The organism is Candidatus Erwinia haradaeae, assembly GCF_900698955.1.
GTDB lineage: Bacteria > Pseudomonadota > Gammaproteobacteria > Enterobacterales > Enterobacteriaceae > Erwinia_E > Erwinia_E haradaeae_G.
Window position 1 is genome coordinate 902,156 of the sequence record NZ_LR217720.1, and the last position, 22,271, is coordinate 924,426.

The window sequence follows — 22,271 nt, forward strand, 5'->3', positions numbered from 1 at the left end:
AAAACTGTTACGAGTTATAATAAACAACATGAAAATCTCACTGTATTATCCACAATACTCGCTTTTATCCTCTGCATACTCTAACAATAAAAATCATATTAACTATTCTTCAATACACCTAGAATTATAATATACAAAATAAACGTTACCACTGATAAACACTCTTGTATCCTTTACTAAACCTGAATAATTCCTATTATATGCATATTACTCCATACCTATAATACAATATTGATATATAGATAATCTCATTCCTCTCATCATGTAATGCATAGAGATAAGCTATTGCTTAAATATTGATCTCGATAATACTCATCGAAAAATGTTCGTTACAGAACTATCTTTACTCTCTCTCCACACTTAAGTGAAAATTCCATCTATCAGTACAAAAGTATCACTCAGATGATAGATACACATAATAAAAATGGAAATATATCACGTAATAAAGATTTACGCTCCTAACGTAAGAACATCTTGATCAGATTTACTATATAGTATAATCTATATTTACCTTAATCACAAAACTATACTTATACACCGAAAGTTCAGGAGATCAATAAAGAGATTATTTTATTCAAGTATGTAGCTTTACTATGTAATAACTAAAACATAAAATGTTATTCCAGAACATAATTTCATACAAATACTTACATTCTTAAAATATTTCCGTAGTTCTTTGAAATAAAATTCATTATATCATTGTATAATGCTTCCACAAAAAATTCACATTGCAAGCATGTTCATACTCAACTGTCTAATATCAGTAATAATCTCAGTCATAGCTGAATTAGAAAATAACACTAACGACTTCTAAAACAACTATACACTATACAATTCCCTAAAATAAGCTAGTTATGCTAAAATCATACTACAGAAATTATGCATGTATATCTATATTATCAAGTTTAATATGTAACTTAATTTATTCTGTATCATCATATTGATTTTGCGTTAAATTCTAAAATCTAAATCATATCCCTGCATGATGACAATATACATAGTATTACATATAACCACCGTAATCATGATAGAAGAAAACTGCTCACTACACATATAAGCCTCTGATGTAAATATATATGAGAGGTTTATATAATCATAAAATATGAAGCTCACAATTAAAGATGATGTAATTACTCGAGAATAGAAACATCTATCGCTATAAAAATATAAATAAAAGAAGATTTCATCTTTCTGAAGTCTACAAAAACACCCCCTCTAATGTTCTCTAGTTTTTAAGAAAAGTACTTCTGGGTGACGTTCCTCCACTATACGCATCTTAACCATCGTTGTAGCTAGATACGTGAGGTTGTTACCGCCATCGAACGCTAGATTTAACTCATTATGGCGTTGAAATTTTAACATGGCTTTAACATCATCACATACTACCCATCTGGCGGTAACAACATGAATTTCTTCATAAACGGCATTGACATTGTACTCACTATGTAGACGTGCCGCCACCACATCAAATTGTAATACACCTATGGCCCCTACAATCAAGTCATTATTATAGATAGGTCGAAATATTTGCACAGCACCTTCTTCAGATAACTGTACTAAACCCTTCAGCAATTGTTTTTGCTTTAATGGATCTCGCAGCCGAATGCGGCGAAATAGTTCTGGAGCAAAATTAGGAATACCAATAAACCTTATTTTCTCTCCTTGTGTAAAGGTATCACCAATCTGAATAGTTCCATGGTTATGCAGTCCAATAATATCTCCTGGGTACGCTTCACAAGCCTGTGAGCGATCGCCTGCCATAAATGTTAGTGCATATGTAATCAATATATCCCTTTTAGTCCTGACATGGTATAATTTCATACCTTTTTTATATTTGCCAGATACCACGCGCATAAAGGCTACTCGATCACGATGTCTCGAATCCATATTAGCTTGAATTTTAAAAATAAAACCACTAAATTTTTCATCAGTGGCAGCGACCGTGCGTGAATTAGTACATCGTGACATGGGTGATGGTGCCCATTCTATAATCCCTTCTAGCACATGATCAATACCAAAATTACCTAATGCGGTACCAAAAAATACAGGAGTCATCTCACCATTCAGAAATGCATTATGATTAAATTTATATGAAGCGCCATGAATTAACGCTAAATCCTCTCGTAACTTATGAGCATAATCATCACCAATTGTAAGATCCAATTCTGGGTTAGATAACCCTGGAATAGCATGTATTTTCTGAATAATATGACCTTGACCGGATTGATAAAGATATACCGTATCTTTGTATAAATGATAAACACCCTTAAAGGATTTACCACAACCAATAGGCCAAGTAATAGGCACACAGGTGATTTTTAGCTGATTTTCTACTTCATCAAGTATACCCATGGGATCACGGACGTCACGATCTACTTTGTTCATAAACGTAAGAATCGGTGTCTTTCGTAGCCGTGTGACATCCATTAATTGTTTTGTTCGATCTTCTACACCTTTTGCCGAATCAATTAACAATAAACAACAATCTACAGCTGTTAAAGTGCGATATGTATCTTCAGAGAAATCTTCATGCCCTGGAGTATCTAATAGGTTAAGTAATTTTTCACGATAAGGAAACTGCATCACAGATGTAGTAATAGAAATACCGCGCTCCTGCTCTATCTTCATCCAATCCGATCTCTTATATTGACAAGCGCGCGGACCCTTAGACCTTGAAGCAACTTGCAAGACTTTCCCGAATAATAATATCTTTTCAGTTATGGTGGTTTTACCTGCATCGGGATGTGAAATAATAGCAAAAGTACGTCGACGTAACACCTCTTGTAGATAAGATAAGTTTGACATAAAGATTCTTCTAATTTTATGTATTGATATATAGTAATACTGAATCATACATCTGTCGTAAGCAGCTACAATAGCCATATGAATTCAGCACTTATTGTAGCAATAATACCAAATTCTGCATGAGAAAAAATTCTTATGCATTATTAATGTTCCACGACTACAGTATATGCTCATAGATGATCTGCTTACCCACAAAATATCAAAAATTTTTAAAAACTATTAACGCATTTACTCTTCCATACGATTACTGTATCCAAAATATAATAACAGTTGTTCCTTACCCATATAAGTAGTAGTATCACTAAATACTTCTATATCGATAGATCAGTGATGAATAAAATAATCTCCATACAATACGAAGAGTCTTATAAAAACTCATGTGGTAATTTGTAATTCCATAATATTTATACATCGATTATAGAATAAACATTGCAATAAATAATAGCTATCTAATTAATATGCGCAATTATAAATTAAGTATCAAGATTGTTTGTATCATTATAAAAATAATTATTAACACTCTGTACACACAGATGTATTGCTAATGATTATAAGTATATTGAAAGAGAAACAATTTAATTTCGTGTATGTAAAATATGAATAATATTTCATATAAAATAATAATTTAGATTGAATAACATCATAATATTCTCTGCACAATACTTATAAAAATATACTACACTGTTTCTATTGCTCAATCAGTAATGAATAGTACTAATAAACTTCTTAGAGTACACAGTTGCACCCATAGGTAAATTCTCATTCCCATAACTTATACCTTACGTACATGTACATATTCAAAATAACATCTATAGCATATGCCTATGATGTTTTCATACCCACAAATAAACTATGGTGTTTAATATATGGTAATATATACAATGTAAGCATCATCTTGCCGTAATAAAAACACAAATATGCAATTCACTAATGAATGAAGCTCACTTCTATCCCTTGTATCACTTCCAAATACAGCGTGATATACTTGTGATACACACCTTATATTACAGAGACATAGAATTTACCTATACAACATCATCTCCCTCTTTATCAGACAGTGTAGAGAGTATCAGAAAGATTATGCCTTTTACACTAATCTTTCACGTTACCTACATAACATTAATACTGTATACTACACTTAGCTTACCATGCATATCATGCTAACTATTATATTTTCTACATATCTTATAATCACTGTTGGTAATTGACATCACAACCCATAAGCATGATATAATCATATAATTATGTATTAGGTGGCAAGATGTTTCATACTGCCGCTCAGCATGCTGTCATAATGCATAGGTACATAAAGATAAAATAAGTATATTTCTTGCTCCATTATCTATATCTGTAAGTTATATTTAAAGCGGTAGATAATACTGAAAAAAATAAAATACTGTAGATGCTACAATACTTGCTATTCACTTCACTGATATATACTACTTATCTCTTCTGTGTATCTTACTGACTACAACTAATAAATAAATACTGATATGTGGTTATATGTAATATATTTACTATTTTAGTTTTTATCTTTCTAGAAGCTTACTTTTCATTTTATAAAAATTAATCTTATTAATAATTCTGATGTTCACAGTACGTGTAAACAACATCACGCATTATGCATTAAAATTGCTTAGGACACATATGAGAAACAGTACTGCAGAGATTCGTCAAGCATTTCTTGATTTTTTTAAAAGTAAAGGGCATCAAGTGATAGCTAGTAGCTCTCTGGTCCCGGCATCTGATGCAACAGTATTGTTCACTAATGCTGGCATGAACCAATTTAAGAACATTTTTCTAGGCCAGGAGAAAAGAGAATATAGTCGTGTCACTAGTGTACAACGCTGTGTGCGGGCTGGCGGTAAACATAATGACCTAGAAAAAGTTGGTTATACTGCGCGTCATCACACATTTTTTGAGATGCTTGGCAACTTTAGCTTTGGTGATTATTTCAAAAAAGAGGCTATCTCTTTTGCTTGGGAATTATTAACTAGCCCCCAATGGTTTAATTTACCTCAAGATAGATTGTTAGTCACAGTATATGAAACGGACGATGAAAGCTTTCACATTTGGGAAAAAGATATTGGTGTCCCTTCTGCGCGCATTATTCGTATCGGTGATAATAAAGGCGCCCCTTATGCATCAGATAACTTTTGGCAAATGAGTGAAACTGGTCCATGTGGTCCATGTTCTGAGATCTTCTTTGATCACGGCGAACACCTTACAGGTGGCCCGCCAGGCAGCACGACAGCAGACGGAGACCGTTATATTGAGATATGGAATCTTGTATTTATGCAATTTAATCGTCAATCTAATGGAAATATGCTAACTCTTCCAGAACCTTCGGTAGATACAGGTATGGGGCTTGAGCGCATCGCAGCAGTTTTACAAAATGTGCATTCTAACTATAACATTGACATCTTTCAACAATTGATTCAAGCAGTCGCTAAAATAGTTGGTGTAACGAACCTCTACAACACATCCTTACACGTTATTGCTGATCATATCCGATCTTGTGCGTTCCTGATTGCAGATGGTGTACTTCCGTCCAATGAAAACCGCTCATATGTATTACGCCGTTTAATTCGAAGAGCGGTGCGTCATGGCTATAAGCTAGGTGCTAAGAAAGGTTTTTTCTTTAAATTAGTAGATCCCTTAATTCATATTATGGATTCAGCTAGTTATGACCTTCAACGTCAACAAAAAAAAGTAGAACACGTTCTTAAAATAGAAGAAGAACAATGCATAAAAACTTTAGAAAGGGGTTTAAAGATTTTAGAGGAAGAGCTCAGTCATCTATCAGCTGATACCATACCAGGTGAAATTCTATTCCGCTTATATGACACCTTTGGATTTCCAATGGAGTTAGCTGAAGATATCTGTCGTGAACGTAATCTAAAAATTGACAAATCTGGATTTGCAAAAGCAATGCAGCAGCAACGTCAAACAGCGCGTAATGCAAGTAATTTTCATGCTACTGCCGATAGACTTTATATCACTCAGAGTTCTGAATTTAAAGGATATCAATCCTTGACACTGCGCACAGTCATTATTCTGATCATAATAAACGGACAGATTGTGAATACTATCCATACAGGTCAAAATGGAGTTATTATTCTTGCATCTACTCCTTTTTATCCTGAAGGCGGCGGACAAGTTGGAGATAATGGTGTATTAAAAGGGTCTCATAATAGTCATTTTATTGTGAGTGATACGCAAAAATATAATAAAGCTATTGGTCATCATGGTCAATTAACCAACGGTACACTCAGTATAGGAGATGAAGTCGTAGCACAAGTTTGCGAGCAGCGGAGAACACGTATTTGCCTTAATCATTCAGCAACTCATCTATTACAAGCCGCTTTACGATTGATATTAGGACCACACGTAGCGCAGAAGGGGTCGTTCATCAACGAAAACACTTTACGCTTTGATTTCTCACATGATAAAGCAATGACACAAAAAGAAATCCAGCAAGTGGAAGTTATGGTTAATGAACAAATTCGTCGTAATCTACCCATTGAAACAAACACCATGGCATTAGAAAAAGCCATATCTCTTGGTGCTATGGCTTTTTTTAGTGAAACATATGCTCAATATGTAAGAGTCCTGGAAATAGGAAGGTTTTCTATAGAATTATGCGGAGGAACACATGTTAACCATACTGGTAACATCGGCCTGTTTTCTATCCTCTCTGAATCAGGTACTGCTGCAGGCGTGCGCAGAGTTGAAGCAACAACAGGGGAAGAAGCATTACTTCAAATATATGAGAAAAATCAAACACTATCTGAAGTCTGTCAACTCATAAAAACTAATCAGTATCAGATAAAGAAAAAAATTGCTTCCTTAATTCAATATACACATATTTTAGAAAAGGACCTTAATAAACTAAAAAACCAACAGGCTCTCAACGAGAGCAAGCTGTTAAGTCGTCAAGCTATTACCGTAAAAGGTGTGACACTGTTGGTTAGTAACTTAAAACACTTAGAAGCAAGAATGCTACGTATTGTATTAGATCATCTCAAGCATCATCTAGCATCTGCTATTATTGTGTTAGCCACTGTCGCAGATGGTAGAGTATCTCTAATTATTAGTGTATCTTCAGATCTCACTGATCTAATTACAGCCACTGACTTAGCAAATGCACTGGCACACCAAGTAACTGGGAAAAGTGGTGGCTCTCCATCTCTAGCATATGCAGGTGGCATTAATACAAAAGCTTTACCCGTAGCATTATCTGGTGTGTCGTCGTGGTTGTTAGATAAGTTAGAACGATAATCACCACACAAAACACCTCTAATCATAAATGTCTATTAAATAACACCTGTGAGTGAGGCGCATGCAATATAATAGCCTGCATAGTTATCCTAAAACTCTCTATACACTAAGAGAGCTAGTGTTTTTATTAAAGTATGCATAATCATTTCGTTTAATCACTCTGTATGCAGGCGGTAAAAAACCACCTGCATACACGTCATATCATGCTAGTACGAATCGTCAAAACAAGAAAATAGTATCATATAGAATAATTATATATACTACAAGGATCCCTTTATGCCTAACCTAAACCAAGATACATACATGCCTCTATGGTAATAGACATGGATGATTAGATTATCCAATATTTATATAGTCTAAAAATATTAGCATATCATCCAATATGTACTCAATATATAATCCCTTATCTAGTATATAGCGTAATATGCTAATACGTTACTAGTACTCTCAAGAAGAATATGCGACACTATATTAATTTGTTTAGGAGAAAAAAATGCTTATTTTAACTCGCCGAGTAGGTGAAACCCTTATGATTGGCGACCAAGTAACTGTCACTGTACTAGGAGTAAAAGGTAATCAGATACGTATTGGCGTTAATGCCCCTCAAGATATTTCAGTTCATCGTGAAGAGATCTATCAACGTATACAATCAGAAAAAACAAAATAAACTAATTACTAATACCTTATGTATGTATGTGCTATGTCAAAAAAAATAATAAAAATTTTTCAGCACACTAGACTATAGTAAAACAGTACTCAGATTTTGCTCTCCCTATAAGAAAATAAAAATTTTTAAATCATATGAACAACTATTCTGAGTATAATCTATCTAATATAACCATATGCTAGCTTCATCACTATATTGTAGAATATATACCAGCACCCCTATCATAACTACAAAAGATAGGGGCTACGCAAGCCATTGCAACCATCAAAAAATTATTGCTATAGTTTTTTTAAAAAATACTTTGGTGTACATCTTCTCTCAGCGTATATACTTAAAATAGCAATTATTCCATTTATAGATGAGTCTAGTGCTTTCTGACACAATAAGATTGTGCCCTAGGGTAAATTTAAAATCACAATATTCATTCTTATGAATAATGCTGTATTTGATAATATAATTATACTAATAAAAATATGCATCCAGGTCCATATACGCTGCAATCCTTAGAAATATATCAGAATATCATCACGCTCTTAATGCGTTACCATCTTTATGCTTACTCCTATTAGTATACATAATATTAATTCTTATCCTATCATAAAAAGAGGCATACTATCACCCTCAATATATATAACCAAGATATACTATCTGATAGCCAATGGTGCAAGTCTATAAAACACTATTTTCAGAAAAAGAAAATTAAGCAGCATCTAGTACAATCGTAATAAAGCACCTAATCTTCATGGCACTATATGTAGAATATAAAAATAAAGATGTCAAGGAGAAAAAGTACAACTAAATACAGAGAATGAGTACATAGTCAATCACCAAAAAATCAGACTACTCCCCCAATGTAACACAGTATTACCATATGAGTCTTCCATCATAGGATATACAAAGAAACTGTGATCACATATTCTGACTGTACTGAAATAAATATGCATCTTGTACAGTATGATGGATCAAAATATTTGATACTATGAACATAGAGATATTATAGTATTAACTTAATCGCAATTATAGTCTTATAATTGCATAACATCCTGTATAAACGTATTTTATCTCACTGAGATACATGATGATGATTAGAGTCTAGGATGCCAAAAAATATACCGCTAAACGGTAGACATACAGTTGAACCACATGTTGTTCTAAAAAACGTAAGTTTTGATAAGCATAATTAGTGTGATTATTATCAGATATCTTGTGTGGGAAACACTAAAAAATCAAATAGCTATCCTGTTTATCCTATTATCAATCTTTTTTTGTCAAAAATTAGTGAGAATATTAGGAGCAACGGTGGAAGGTGATATTCCAATCAATATTGTGCTCACAATATTAGGGCTCAGTATACCACTTATGGCACAACTCATCCTACCGTTAAGCTTATTCTTAGCTATTTTAATTACATTTGGGCGATTATATGCTGACAGTGAAATCATCGTTATGCACGCCTGCGGTTTAGGTAAAAACGTTCTAATTAGGTCTTCTATGATCTTAATACTTTTAACCATACTATTAGCTATACTCAATAGTGGTTGGGTTGGTCCTTGGTCTGCTCGATATCAACATAAAATTATACAGCATGCTAGAGAAAATCTCAGCGTAACCGCACTAATGGCAGGAAAATTTCACAAATCACCGGATGGTAATACAGTGTTGTTCATTGAACATATCAATAAGTATATGTTCAACAATGTCTTTCTTACACAGTCACATAAAGAAAGAAATACTCAACCTTATATAATTATTGCAGAACGTGGTTGTATAGATAAAAGAAATGATGGTGCACAAATCGTAACATTAGACACTGGGTTTCGTTTTGAAGGTAATCCATTGCTGCATAACTTCCGCATTACAAATTTTAAAACTTATAAGGCGATCATACATCCTCCTACCATTACACGAGACTTTAATAACGCTGAACAAATGAACTTTCCTGCTTTGTGGGCTATTAACGCTCATATTCCTAATTATCGTAGTGAACTGCATTGGCGTTTAACATTAGTATTCTCAATATTAGTAATGGGGTTAATTGTAATACCATTAAGTATAATAAACCCTCGTCACGGACGAGTACTCTCTATGTTACCTGCTATGCTACTCTATCTAATATTTTTTCTGCTACAGAGTTTAATGCAGTCTAGTGGTCGAAAGGGACAAATTAATCCTGCTATATCAATGTGGATTATTAATTTTACTTATCTAGGACTCGCAATATTGTTAAATTTATGGGATACCCCTTTATTCCTACAATTACGAGAATGGTGTATTCGTAGAGGCAAAGTATAATATGGTAAGTGTTTTTGATAAATATATTGGAAAAATTATTGCTTATCATATCCTTTCTACTTTACTGATGCTCACATCACTTTCTAGTATGATTAAATTTGTTGATCAATTACGAAAAACTGGACAAGGTGAATATAACTTACTTAGTGCCGCACTATATACCATCCTCAGCATACCGAAGGATATAGAGGTATTTTTTCCAATGGGGGCGCTGTTAGGCACTTTGATAGGATTAGGGCTATTAACTCAAAATAGAGAGCTTATTGCAATGGAAGCGGCGGGCTTCACACGTATGAAGATTATAGGATCAGTAATGAAAATTACTCTTCCGCTGATCGTCCTTATGATGCTGGTCGGTGAATTCCTCGCCCCGATAGGGGAAGACATGGCACGTAACTATCGGATAAAAAAACTGATGCATACAACTGCATACTCTACCCCAGGTAGTGTCTGGATCAGGGAGAATACGAACTTTATTTTTATTGAAAGAATACATGACAATAATCACATTACTGGCATTAGCATGTACATATTTAGTCAAAATAAACGTTTGCATACTGTGCAATATGCAAAGTCTGGTAAGTATAATATAAATAAAAAATTATGGGACTTAGCAGAAATCTATCAATCTGATCTCAATCAGAAATACCAAATTATCAATACGCATACCTTACATAACGAGTGGAAAACATCCATAACACCTAACAAATTACGGATACTTGCTCTTAACCCCGATACACTATCAATCCGAGGGCTATATAGCTATTTAAAATATTTACATCAAAGTGGGCAACAAGGTACACGCCATCAGCTAAGCATGTGGGGGAAAATATTTCAACCTCTATCTCTTGTAGTCATGATGTTAATGTCACTGTCACTTATCTTTGGACCATTACAAAGTACATCCATGGGTGTCAAAATCGTTACAGGAATTAGTTTTGGTTTTCTATTTTATGTTCTGAATCAAATTTTCGGCCTATTGAGTTTGGTGTATCACGCCTCTCCTATACTAGGAGCTCTTTTACCAAGCACATTATTTTTTGTAATTAGTATTACTATACTCGTGATATGGAAAAAACAAAGAATATAAGGCGTTTCAGGAGAAACTCTTATGAATAAAGATCACTCATACATAAAAAGTATGGAATGTACTGTAATGTTACGTTTAAAAAGAATTCATATTTATAATACTTATAATGCTATTTGTTCACTACTAACAAAAATTCATAAAACCATTCATGTCATGGCTAATAATCTAAAATCTCCATTAATAAAATACAGCTATATTTTTATATAAAATTTTTCAAATGTAAGGAAATGGAATACATCAGAAACCACCACTAGATACACTCTTATCATCTTTCACTCTTTCTATATTAAAAAACAACCTACTCTCATCTTGTAATGTAACGTGAACGCACGTAAATGTTATCACCCTCTAAATTCTAATAATATTTTTGTATTATTCAGCCGCTAAAATCATAAAGTGTACTTGTGCTTAAATATATATCATACAGTTCACGGATAAGTCTCGCTTATACACTATTATCTAAAGGATACATCTAAAAAGTAAAATATTCGTATCCATAGATAATATTTTCTGGAAAACAGATAGAAAATATAAGTGAGTACATTTTTGTTGAGTACTACGCATCTACGATGTTAATAATCATTGGCATTCTATGTAACACTCAATTCATTACATTAAATGTATATTCTTATTAAAAACATATTGACAATCTTACATATTGCATAACACCTATACAACGTATACGAAAAATAGAATGATATATATCATTTATTTTATTTAATTATCAATTTAAACACATACATTGCACAATAATATATTCTGTTGAATAAAGCACCATACGTTAATACACTTCACATCTATTAATAACTGATACACCACAAACCTCTTATATCTATGAATTTTGAGTTTTCTATACAATTGTATTGCTAGATCAACCTCAAAAAATGATGATAATAGCTGTATACTAACGGTTACCTAATTATATATACTAAAATCATATACTATTATGCACACAGTGAAAATAACATATACACTCATAAATAGATAACTGCAGATAGCAAAAAGAACATGTATAGCTTTATGACAAAATAATAGATTATACGAAAAGTAAGACATATGTGACCATGTCATTCAAGTCTTACTTTTTATTTAATGACATTGCTAGTTAGCATACAACACTGAATGTCCACTCACACGGCACTAAATACACGCTCTTAATGCGTAGAATTGAAATGATGATATCACTATGTTATAACTCTCTCACAAAAAGCAATATTTATTTATGGAGAATTACACATTCCATCATACGGCGAATGCTCATGCATTCTTTTTTAATTCTTATCGTTATCACATGTGCACTAATACTCTATTGTTATATCAAATACGTAGCGTAGCTACACTACATAATTAATATTATTATTATATTTTATCTGCTATTAACTATCAATAAGTGCACTGATGTATTGATATTAACGTACCAATTGTATTTTCTCCTCTCTATCGATATAGATAACAAATTCTCTATAGAGCGATACAAAGTTAACAACTATGTAACGCTAATATAGGCGGTACATATAGACTACTTATTACTACAGGGAGACTCTATCTATATTTTTTTGCAGGTCATATGAGATCAATTTTAGTAAACTTATCTCTTGATCATTTTTATAATTTCTCTGCTCACTCGTAACAATAATATACAATGTCATTAATCATACGAGAAAAATGATTTTAGTCATAGTTCTCTGCGTAGTGTCTAGAAAAACAACGTCACTCTTATCTATACATCAACTATCTAACATCATATCTCTAGTATTTCTTTGAAAATAACCTGATTACTTGTCAACAAAATATTGTCATCATAACTAATTTATCACTGATATCGGTCATATAGGTGACCACTCTGACTATGTTCAAAAAATAATATCTTTTTAAGACAAAAGGATTCATAGACATATAGAATATATTCACGACACTGTTTCAATACAAATCCTCTATATCCATATGCCACATCTAATGTTGACAAAAGAACCTCTATACTATTTTTTTAGCAAGTACTCCCAGCGTAATAGTTGTTCTATTAACAATAACTCAGAATTAACCCCTGCTATGGTTGATAATCTTTTATGACATGTGATCCAAGTATCAATGCTTGTATCAAGAACATTACTTGATAAAAATCTTCCAATATTCATTACTAACGATAGATGATCAATATTACTAATGAAATTTTCCGCACCTTGTCGATATTTTGATGCATCAACCAATAAAGAACATAGCCAATAAATACACTGTATTGCATTATTATGGTTTAGCACTGGTAGTAAGCTAAAAATATCACCAGTTAATGCTTTAGATAAATTAGAGCAGACACGCAGACGCTGTTCCCATAATGGTCCTGTTAGTAATGCTAACGCTTTCAAAGGTGCGCCAGCGGATAAACGTAAAGCAGTACAGCCTTTCTTGTATTCAGATGGGTGCTGCTGGTTTAACCATTTTAAACTGAACTCCTCATCAGGTGTGGATAATTTTAATAAAAGACAACGACTACGCAATGTAATTAAGAGAGATGAAGGTTCGTACACCGTGAGAAAAAACCAGGTGTTAAGAGAGGGCTCTTCCAGAGTTTTTAAAAGCGCGTTCGCTGCCGATTCCGTTAATTTATTGGCGTCTAGCAAAAAAACAATTTTTGCCCCTCCTAAATAGGAATGATGATAAAGTTTTTCTATAACATTACGTATTATATCAATACCAATTGTATTGGTATTGTTTTGTGACTCTATGTAATAAACATCAGGATGAGTGCCAGAAAGCATCAACTTGCAGGCATGACATTGCCCACAAATTTTTATATCTCGTCGATCGCAGCACATCAACCATCGTCCAACTTCTCTAATTAACAACTCCACTCCCATACCTAATAGCGATTGAATCAGTAAAGCATGATGACTTCGATTCGCTGTATGTTGCATGAGAATTTTACGGTAACTGTAGTTCAGCCACGGATACCAACACATGTATAATCATATCCTCACTAACGAATGGAGAATGTTCTATATAATTTCCAAATATCCCTGCTACTTTTATACTCTACAATATATTATTTAATTTTAGCCTCTTTATACAGTACATGCTGACGCACAACCGGGTCAAACTTTCTAAGCTCTAATTTATCCGTCTTATTGCGCTTATTCTTAGTTGTAGTATAGAAATGACCTGTACCCGCAGATGAAAGCATCTTTATTTTTTCACGCACACCTTTAGCCATCTTATATTTCCTTATTGTTTTTGTAATTTGAGCCATATCTCCGTAACTTAGTCAACACTTGTTCAATACCATTTTTATCAATAATACGCATACCTTGAGCGGATAGCCGTAACTTAATGAAACGTTTTTCACTATCTACCCAAAAACGATGAGAGTGCAAATTGGGCAGAAAGCGGCGTTTTGTCGCATTCATAGCGTGCGAGCGGTTATTACCGGTCATGGGACGCTTTCCCGTAACTTGGCAAATTTGTGACATTTTTTCTTTCTCCGGCAGTCTCAAATAAAATTGATATAAAAGCATAGTATAGATGTTATCGTTTATCTATTTACATTAATGACGCTTCAGTACAACGCTCTAGCTCACCTTATATTAGAGAGCTATGGAAACCCATAGCTCTCTAATACCGAACAAATAATACGGCGAAATACGCACAAAAACACAATAATAATCTCAATATCATTATGAAAAATATTGACGGTGATGCTCAATGATATTCCTTTTAATACTTTAACAGAACAATGTCTGTATTATAGCAAAGCACGTACATGTTCATATGTCGTATCTTATCATTAGATGTGAATTATCTAATGCTTTTTAACAAAACTATTCATTATATGGTCTTTTAAGACAAAATATATTAAGTATGTGATATATTGAATATATGATAATCCTATAATGAATAGCTTGAAAAGTGCTCAGAGGTAATTTTATATGCCTATATGTGTAATTACTGGCAATTCATATTTTCATATAAATATATATTTTTACCTATCATAATAATGTTAGAAACAACAATTGATTATATTCATATTTAATATAATAATAATATACTATATTAATAAATAATTAAATTTTAATATACAATAAACGTTATAATATATTATATAATTAAAAATACATAAAAGATTAAAAACAAACAAAAATTATATCAATAATAAATAATTATAAACATGCTATGTACATTAAATTATAAATGAAGTTTTTAATATTTTATAATGCAATTTAAATACAGAACAGAGTATAGATAAAAACTTATATTCTAATATATCATATGCACTAGTGCAGGCCTAACTCATAACCACTAAACCTCTCCAACAATCATAAAGTACAGGTAATATTTTATTACTTAGTGATATGAAAATAAAATGCATCCATGTTATATATAAATGATATTATTGACATCACACCAAATATCTATTACTACTACAATAGTATACAATTTTTAGAGTCATATGAATGCATAATCAAAAGCAGAAACGAAATACTCCATAAAAGTGGACATCAAAAAAGAAAATAACACTATAAAGTTACTGATATGGCAAAGTCATCTTATCACAACGATATTCCTCGTATTACAATATTTTTATATTTTGATCATTAAATATTCATTCTTCTCTGACAGACTATAAAATATAAAAAATCTATATGTTTATATATACCAATCAGTAAGGTACAGTAAGAAATAACAATAAGTACTTTCTCTTGTTAAGATAAAAATATTCAAACGACTGCGAGATTTTATACTATAAAATATATACTGAAACACAAACTTAAAAACAAAAAAATATACAATGTTTAAAATGCTAATAATTTAAATGCTACACTGGTATATACATATAACATAGGAGACAAATTCATCATAAGGTATTAAATTCTTTTAATATTCAGTAAACAAACCTAAAGCATGATAAACTTTTTTTAATGTTTTTTGAGCGCCTGTACGTGCTTTTTTTGATCCTAGATCTATTACCTGATACAGGAAACTTTCGTCGTGACGATAAGTATGATACAATTTATTTAATGTGCCTAACATCTCGGACACTGCCTCTGCTGTCTCAGCTTTAAGATGCCCATATAATTTACCAGAAAATTCTTCTTCTAGTACACTGATTGATGTGCCGCGTATAACTGATAGGATCACTAATAAATTTGAAATACCAGGCTTCGCCTTTGGATCATAGCGAATCACTGGAGGTTGATCGCTATCAGTGGTCGCTTTTTTAATTTTTTTGTGAATGGATCGTGAGCTTTCTAAAAGGCTAATAAAGTTATTATGATTACGATCACTTTTAGACATCTTGGTGGTTGGGTTGAGCAACGACATGACACGCCCACCGCGCTGCGGAAATAATGCTTCAGGTATGATGAATATATCACCATACAAGCTATTAAAACGTGATGCTATGTTACGACTTAATTCTACGTGCTGCTTTTGATCTTCACCAACAGGTACGATTGAGGTCTGATGCAAGAGGATATCAGATGCCATGAGTACTGGATAATTAAACAGCCCAGAATGAATATGCGCTGCATAGCAGGATGACTTATCTTTAAATTGAGTCATACGATTTAATTCCCCAACATAAGTATAACAATTTAAAATCCAGCTTAACTGAGTATGTTCAGGTACTTTTGATTGCAGAAAAATAATACTTTTTTGAGGATCAATTCCACAAGCTAAATACAATGCTACTGTATCTAACGTAGCCTGTCGTAAAACTTTTGGATCTTGTCGTACAGTAAGAGCGTGTAAATCAACAATACAATACATACAGTTATAATCATCTTGAATTTTTACCCACTGCTTTAATGCACCAATATAATTCCCGATAGTTAATGCACCTGATGGTTGCACACCGCTAAATACAATTGGTTTACTCATCTTGCTACCTAAATCATTAGAACTGAAGGATGGTTATTAATAATTCACAATATTGTTAAATGGTATGAAGGGAATACTTATGCAATACTATCTGTATATCTTTATAGAAATTTTAACTTGAAATTACCTCATGATATCTCATAGTAGTGATAAAAATATTCCATAAAATAAAAAACGAGTTTTTATGATTACTCATTACTTTCTTTTGTACTTCGATCTTATATTATCATCAATGTCTATACTTTTTTTATTGTCTCTTTTATATTAAAGAGAATCAAAAATTATTGCTAACTTAGACTAAAGTATATATTTCATTTTACTCAGAGCTGTATGGGGACACCTCTGAATCGAACAATCATTTATAATATACAAGGTATATTAGAATGAAATTTTTTAGTATATCTAAAATTAGATCTTTACTTTTGTAACAGGTGACATATTTTATACATTCTATTGCAAATATAGCACATCAAAATTCAATGGATTAAAGTATTTCATGCCATAAAAAGATATACTTTTCCTCTCTCTATCCATGGTTAATAAAAATATTCTAAGCAGATACATGCTTTTAAAATAAATATTCGATACAGTATCATTCTTACTTATAGGTGTATAACATATAAATGTAGCTGTGCATACAGTCTATCGTTATGCATCTGATATCTCACACTCTGATTGATAATAAAATATAAATTACGCGACAAATATGTAGTCAAACATGACACTCCTTGTTGAGTATTGCTACTTACCAATAGTGGTATATTTACTTATCTACAAATTATATAGTATGTTTTTCACGCTAATTACTTCTACTACTCGATACATCTATCACCACCGCTATGTATTTAAATAATATTTTACAAAGCGAGCATAAAATATGTAATATGTAAAAATTGATGTTTGAATTCTTTTATAGACATAAATGCTTTAATAAAAATTTATGACAGTGCTCTAACTTTTTCTATACTACATATTAGTGTAAAAATGGATAACACATCATATCTGAACTCAATGGATGCACTATCAGTAACCAATCCTAGCGTAATATCCTTCACTACCCTATGATGTACTTTCTATATTACAGATATACAAATATTTATTTTTGCACACCCTGGTGTTTACGTAGCCATGCATAATCAGTTATTATTGCTTTTATCTTTGTATTATTAATAAGGTATACTAAATCTTACTATGTCTACAATTGCAAAAAAAATGTTAGTAACATGTGCTCTGCCATATGCAAACGGTTCTATCCATCTCGGTCACATGCTGGAACATATCCAGGCAGACATTTGGGTGCGTTACCAAAAAATTTGTGGACATCAGGTGTATTTCATCTGTGCTGATGACACACATGGGACACCTGTAATGCTAAAAGCGAAGAAATTAGGACTTTCCCCAGAACAGTTAATTTCGCAAATTAGCCAAGAACACCAAGCAGATTTTTCAAGATTTAATATTAGCTATGATAATTATTATTCAACTCATAGCCCAGAAAACCGTGAATTATCTGAATTAATTTATACACGCTTGAACAGAAATGGTTTTATTAAAAAACGTGTGATTACTCAACTATATGATGAAGAAATAGGAATCTTTCTTCCAGATCGTTTTGTACAAGGCACCTGCCCATCCTGTCAATCGCCGGATCAATATGGTGACCACTGCATAATCTGCTCTTCAACGTATAACCCTTCTGAACTACTTAATGCTAAATCTGTTTTATCCGGCAGCACACCTATTTTACGTAACTCAGAACACTTTTTTTTTGATTTGCCACAATTTAGTCCTTTTTTAAAAAAATGGATAAATTCTGGCATGCTACAAGAACAAGTCATTCATAAACTGCAAGAGTGGTTTCAGATTGGTCTACAAGAGTGGGATATTTCACGTGATGCACCATACTTTGGTTTTGAAATACCTAACGCACCAGGTAAGTATTTTTACGTCTGGCTAGATGCACCCATTGGCTATATGGCAGCATTTCAAAACTTATGTCGGAAACGTCAAGATATTAATTTTTCATCTTTTTGGAAAAAAAATTCTGATACAGAACTATATCACTTTATCGGTAAAGATATTATTTATTTTCACAGCCTATTCTGGCCTGCAATGCTAAACGGAAGCCAGCTACGGACGCCAACAAACATTTTTGTTCACGGCTATCTCACAGTGAATGGTACTAAAATGTCTAAATCACGCGGTACTTTTATTAAAGCGACGACGTGGCTAAAATATCTTGATTCTGATAGTTTGCGCTACTACTATGCATCTAAGATTTCATCACACATTGAGGACATTGACTTAAATCTTGAAGATTTTGTGCATCGTGTAAATAGTGATATTGTCAATAAAGTTGTTAACCTGGCCGCACGCACAGCCTCTTTTATTAACAAGCGGTTTTCTGGTCAATTATCTAATACTATTTCCGATCCAGAACTGTATAACACCTTTATTACATCCTCTACTACAATTGGTCATTTTTGGAATAATCGTGAATTTAATCGTGCAATACGTGAAATTATGAAACTAGCTGATATGGCCAATCGTTATATTGATAGAAAAACGCCTTGGATTATAGCAAAAAAAACAGGAAGAGATACTGAATTACAAGAAATATGCTCGATGGGTATTAATATGTTTTATATATTAATCAACTGGCTGCAACCAGTCACCCCTTTACTTGCTCAGAGATCTGAGCAGTTTTTAAACCATGAAATTATATGGAAAAATATTGGACGGCCATTGCTCAATCATAAGATTAACCAATTCACAAATTTATATAATCGCATTGATATAAGCCAAATTAATCACCTTATGGCATCTGTAAAAGAAGAAAACCTAAAAAATCAATAGCTGTATACTACTCATCTCATATATGTTATGAATATATAAATACACAGCACCGTGTGTACTATATATACTAAACGAGAAAACCTAGTTAAGATTTATTATCCACGTATGAACTTCAAGTATGTATTACATAAAAGTATCTTTATGTATTAAATTAAAAATGTTGTTACTGACATAGTCGATATCGTAAAGAACCGTGAGATGCGCACAATAATATTTTATATTGTGATCATGTACTTGGTACTGGTAGTACTGCGCTTCTTCTCACTTAAGATACGAGGCATATGAGATGTGTATATATACTAAAGTCCTATTAAATAAACAATTAAATAACATCACAACAGTAAAAACATTACCATCGACTTATAATATCTCTGATCATATCAATCGCATACATCATTAAATAGATTTTGATTTCACCTATCGCTATGAGATATATATCGCCCTATCTTCCTGTTATAAACTTGTATAATATAACAATATAATACTACAAAATTTATACATTCTTTATGATGAGAAAAATTTATATTTTAAAAAATTTAGTTGTAGTTTGAAAGTTCCTCGTAAGCCAGTGAATATATTTATTCACGATATGTCTGCTCACACCATACATTCAAATTATACTAGTGATCTATATAATAACGATTATATCTAGTACTATATAATAATCATCAAAACTGTAACAGATACTCTCTTGACAAGAGATAATATTACTATACATATTTATTTTCTATCGTATAGATAACTATGAGTATATTATGCTAATAATATACATCTTTATTTATGTCTAATTCTTAACGCTAGAAGTAGTCTTCTCTGCCGAGAAGACTTTTTCAGGTATAGTAGATCGTTCTAGAATTTCAAAAAACAAGTCATACTTATTATGCGCATTTCTCTCATAATATTGACTAAATATCTCTTTCCACTGAGTACGCTCATAGTGCGGAAAATGAGTATCGCCTATAACTATTTTATTAATGTGTGTGAGATATAATCGTTGCGCACTTGATATAAACTGTTGATATACTTCCCCGCCACCAATTACCATAAGCTCTGGCACTTCTCCGGCAGCGCTAAAGACATCTTCGATATTCGTCACCCATCTCACCATGGCAGTGCTTATCCTAGGAAAACGACTTAAAATAATATTAACGCGCCCTGATAAAGGAAAGGGAAGGGAGTCCCATGTACAACGTCCCATGATTATTGGTTTATTAAGTGTATTTTTTTGAAACCAATCTAAGTCAGCAGGTAAAAACCATGGTATAGTGCTCTGGCGGCCAATAATATCATTGATAGTTACAGCTGCTATTAAACTAATCATCATACTCTCAACCTTGAAAAAATAGAACCATGAACATCCTATCTCTTAATATCAGAGATAGCAGACAATTATCTTATCCAATCTATTTTTATCAATTATAAAATACGATTATATGTAAAAACTAATATGCCTTACTATCTTTTTATTATACAATCGTCCTCAATAAACGGATTGAAATTCTTATATAATACCCACTCCAATAACATGATCTATTCATGTCAATCATACAAAAATAGTCATAAAGAAGTAGTGTACGATACTGTATAACACTAACTTCTTAAATCATGTATGGAAACCTTGTATTATTTTAATTATCTTTGCATATCTTATGAATCTATTAAATAGACAGCCCTTCATAATCTCATGATTCAGAAAATATGCACATTATTGTTGTAATAATCACAAAAATTTCCATCAGAAGTGCGTATATAAGACGTGTACTGTCTAAATAAAGCCAACTAAGAAACTGTGTATACATCTAGAACGAACGCATCATTTACTCACTTCATATCGTAGAAAATCATTGCATATTTATTTGTAATGAAAAAAATCTCCTCAGTTATCCGTTCACTGCTTGGGTCAATAATGTCTGACACATGCTAAAACTTAATATAGACAACATACTTATGTAGTAAATGATTAGATACAATCTATATAACGATGATGCTTATCTTCTTCACCTTCTAATCCACTTGTTTGGTGCAATATTTCTACAACAGCACAACGAGAAGACACTCTCTAAACGATGTTCACTTTATAGAAAACTGTAAATATCAAAATATGTAGAAAATAACAATGGTGATAAATATACATAATAATATAACTATATTTAGATATCATCTACTAAAGATGTATTTATACATTATATATAAAAGAAAACACAATCAATGGTATACTATGAAAAACAAAAGTATAATAAAATAAATGTCATTTTAAATATTCATCATCTGTAATGCATACAATATATATAAAAATATCGCATCGAAGATTAAAATCACCTACTTGAGGGTAATTAATTGTAAAAGAAAAGCGGTTACATGCATCATTACTTGTGGTATGCCAATAATCGTTTTATACTTCATAAAAAA

The 22,271-nt window shown here is 32.2% G+C and carries 10 protein-coding genes and 1 pseudogene; 5 read left to right on the forward strand and 6 right to left on the reverse strand.

Annotation, left to right across the window (positions count from 1 at the left end; all coding sequences use genetic code 11):
• Positions 1–1,215 precede the first annotated feature (1,215 nt).
• The gene (prfC, locus tag ERCILAFE3058_RS02940) at positions 1,216–2,805 is read right to left on the reverse strand and encodes a peptide chain release factor 3 (protein WP_157989950.1); all 1,590 of its coding nucleotides are present in this window, start codon (positions 2,803–2,805) and stop codon (positions 1,216–1,218) included.
• 1,647 nt (positions 2,806–4,452) lie between these two features.
• Between prfC and alaS the strand changes: the two genes are divergently transcribed.
• The 4 genes from alaS to lptG all read left to right on the forward strand — a co-directional run bounded on the left by alaS (position 4,453) and on the right by lptG (position 11,135).
• Entirely contained in the window at positions 4,453–7,086 is a 2,634-nt protein-coding gene (gene alaS / locus ERCILAFE3058_RS02945; RefSeq protein ID WP_157989951.1) for an alanine--tRNA ligase, read from the forward strand.
• 493 nt (positions 7,087–7,579) lie between these two features.
• Positions 7,580–7,753 (forward strand): carbon storage regulator CsrA, encoded by a 174-nt coding sequence (gene csrA / locus ERCILAFE3058_RS02950; protein ID WP_157989952.1) that lies wholly within the window; start codon positions 7,580–7,582, stop codon positions 7,751–7,753.
• A 1,185-nt stretch (positions 7,754–8,938) separates the two neighbouring features.
• A complete protein-coding gene (gene lptF, locus ERCILAFE3058_RS02955; protein WP_157989953.1) occupies positions 8,939–10,045 on the forward strand; it encodes an LPS export ABC transporter permease LptF in 1,107 nt (368 codons plus the stop codon).
• Between the two features lies 1 nt (position 10,046).
• Positions 10,047–11,135: an LPS export ABC transporter permease LptG gene (gene lptG, locus ERCILAFE3058_RS02960; protein WP_157989954.1), complete on the forward strand. Its 1,089-nt coding sequence runs from the start codon at positions 10,047–10,049 to the stop codon at positions 11,133–11,135.
• A gap of 1,979 nt (positions 11,136–13,114) precedes the next feature.
• Here lptG and ERCILAFE3058_RS02965 read toward each other — a convergent pair.
• The 4 genes from ERCILAFE3058_RS02965 to trpS form a co-directional block, all read right to left on the reverse strand.
• Positions 13,115–14,092 carry a DNA polymerase III subunit delta' C-terminal domain-containing protein gene (locus ERCILAFE3058_RS02965; RefSeq protein WP_157989955.1) on the reverse strand — a complete coding sequence of 326 codons (978 nt, stop codon included), beginning with the start codon at positions 14,090–14,092 and terminating at the stop codon, positions 13,115–13,117.
• An 83-nt stretch (positions 14,093–14,175) separates the two neighbouring features.
• Complete coding sequence (gene rpmG / locus ERCILAFE3058_RS02970) at positions 14,176–14,343, reverse strand: 50S ribosomal protein L33 (RefSeq protein ID WP_157989956.1); 168 nt, start codon at positions 14,341–14,343, stop codon at positions 14,176–14,178.
• Position 14,344: 1 nt separating this feature from the next.
• Complete coding sequence (gene rpmB, locus ERCILAFE3058_RS02975; protein WP_157989957.1) at positions 14,345–14,599, reverse strand: 50S ribosomal protein L28; 255 nt, start codon at positions 14,597–14,599, stop codon at positions 14,345–14,347.
• Between the two features lie 1,402 nt (positions 14,600–16,001).
• Positions 16,002–17,006: a tryptophan--tRNA ligase gene (gene trpS / locus ERCILAFE3058_RS02980; RefSeq protein ID WP_157989958.1), complete on the reverse strand. Its 1,005-nt coding sequence runs from the start codon at positions 17,004–17,006 to the stop codon at positions 16,002–16,004.
• 1,191 nt (positions 17,007–18,197) lie between these two features.
• Here trpS and metG point away from each other — a divergent pair.
• Positions 18,198–19,844 (forward strand): annotated as a pseudogene (metG, locus tag ERCILAFE3058_RS02985) (methionine--tRNA ligase); the annotation flags it as partial.
• An 802-nt stretch (positions 19,845–20,646) separates the two neighbouring features.
• On the opposite strand, the gene folA reads toward metG, so the two are convergent.
• Positions 20,647–21,183 (reverse strand): type 3 dihydrofolate reductase, encoded by a 537-nt coding sequence (folA, locus tag ERCILAFE3058_RS02990; protein ID WP_157990079.1) that lies wholly within the window; start codon positions 21,181–21,183, stop codon positions 20,647–20,649.
• Between the last annotated feature and the right edge of the window lie 1,088 nt (positions 21,184–22,271).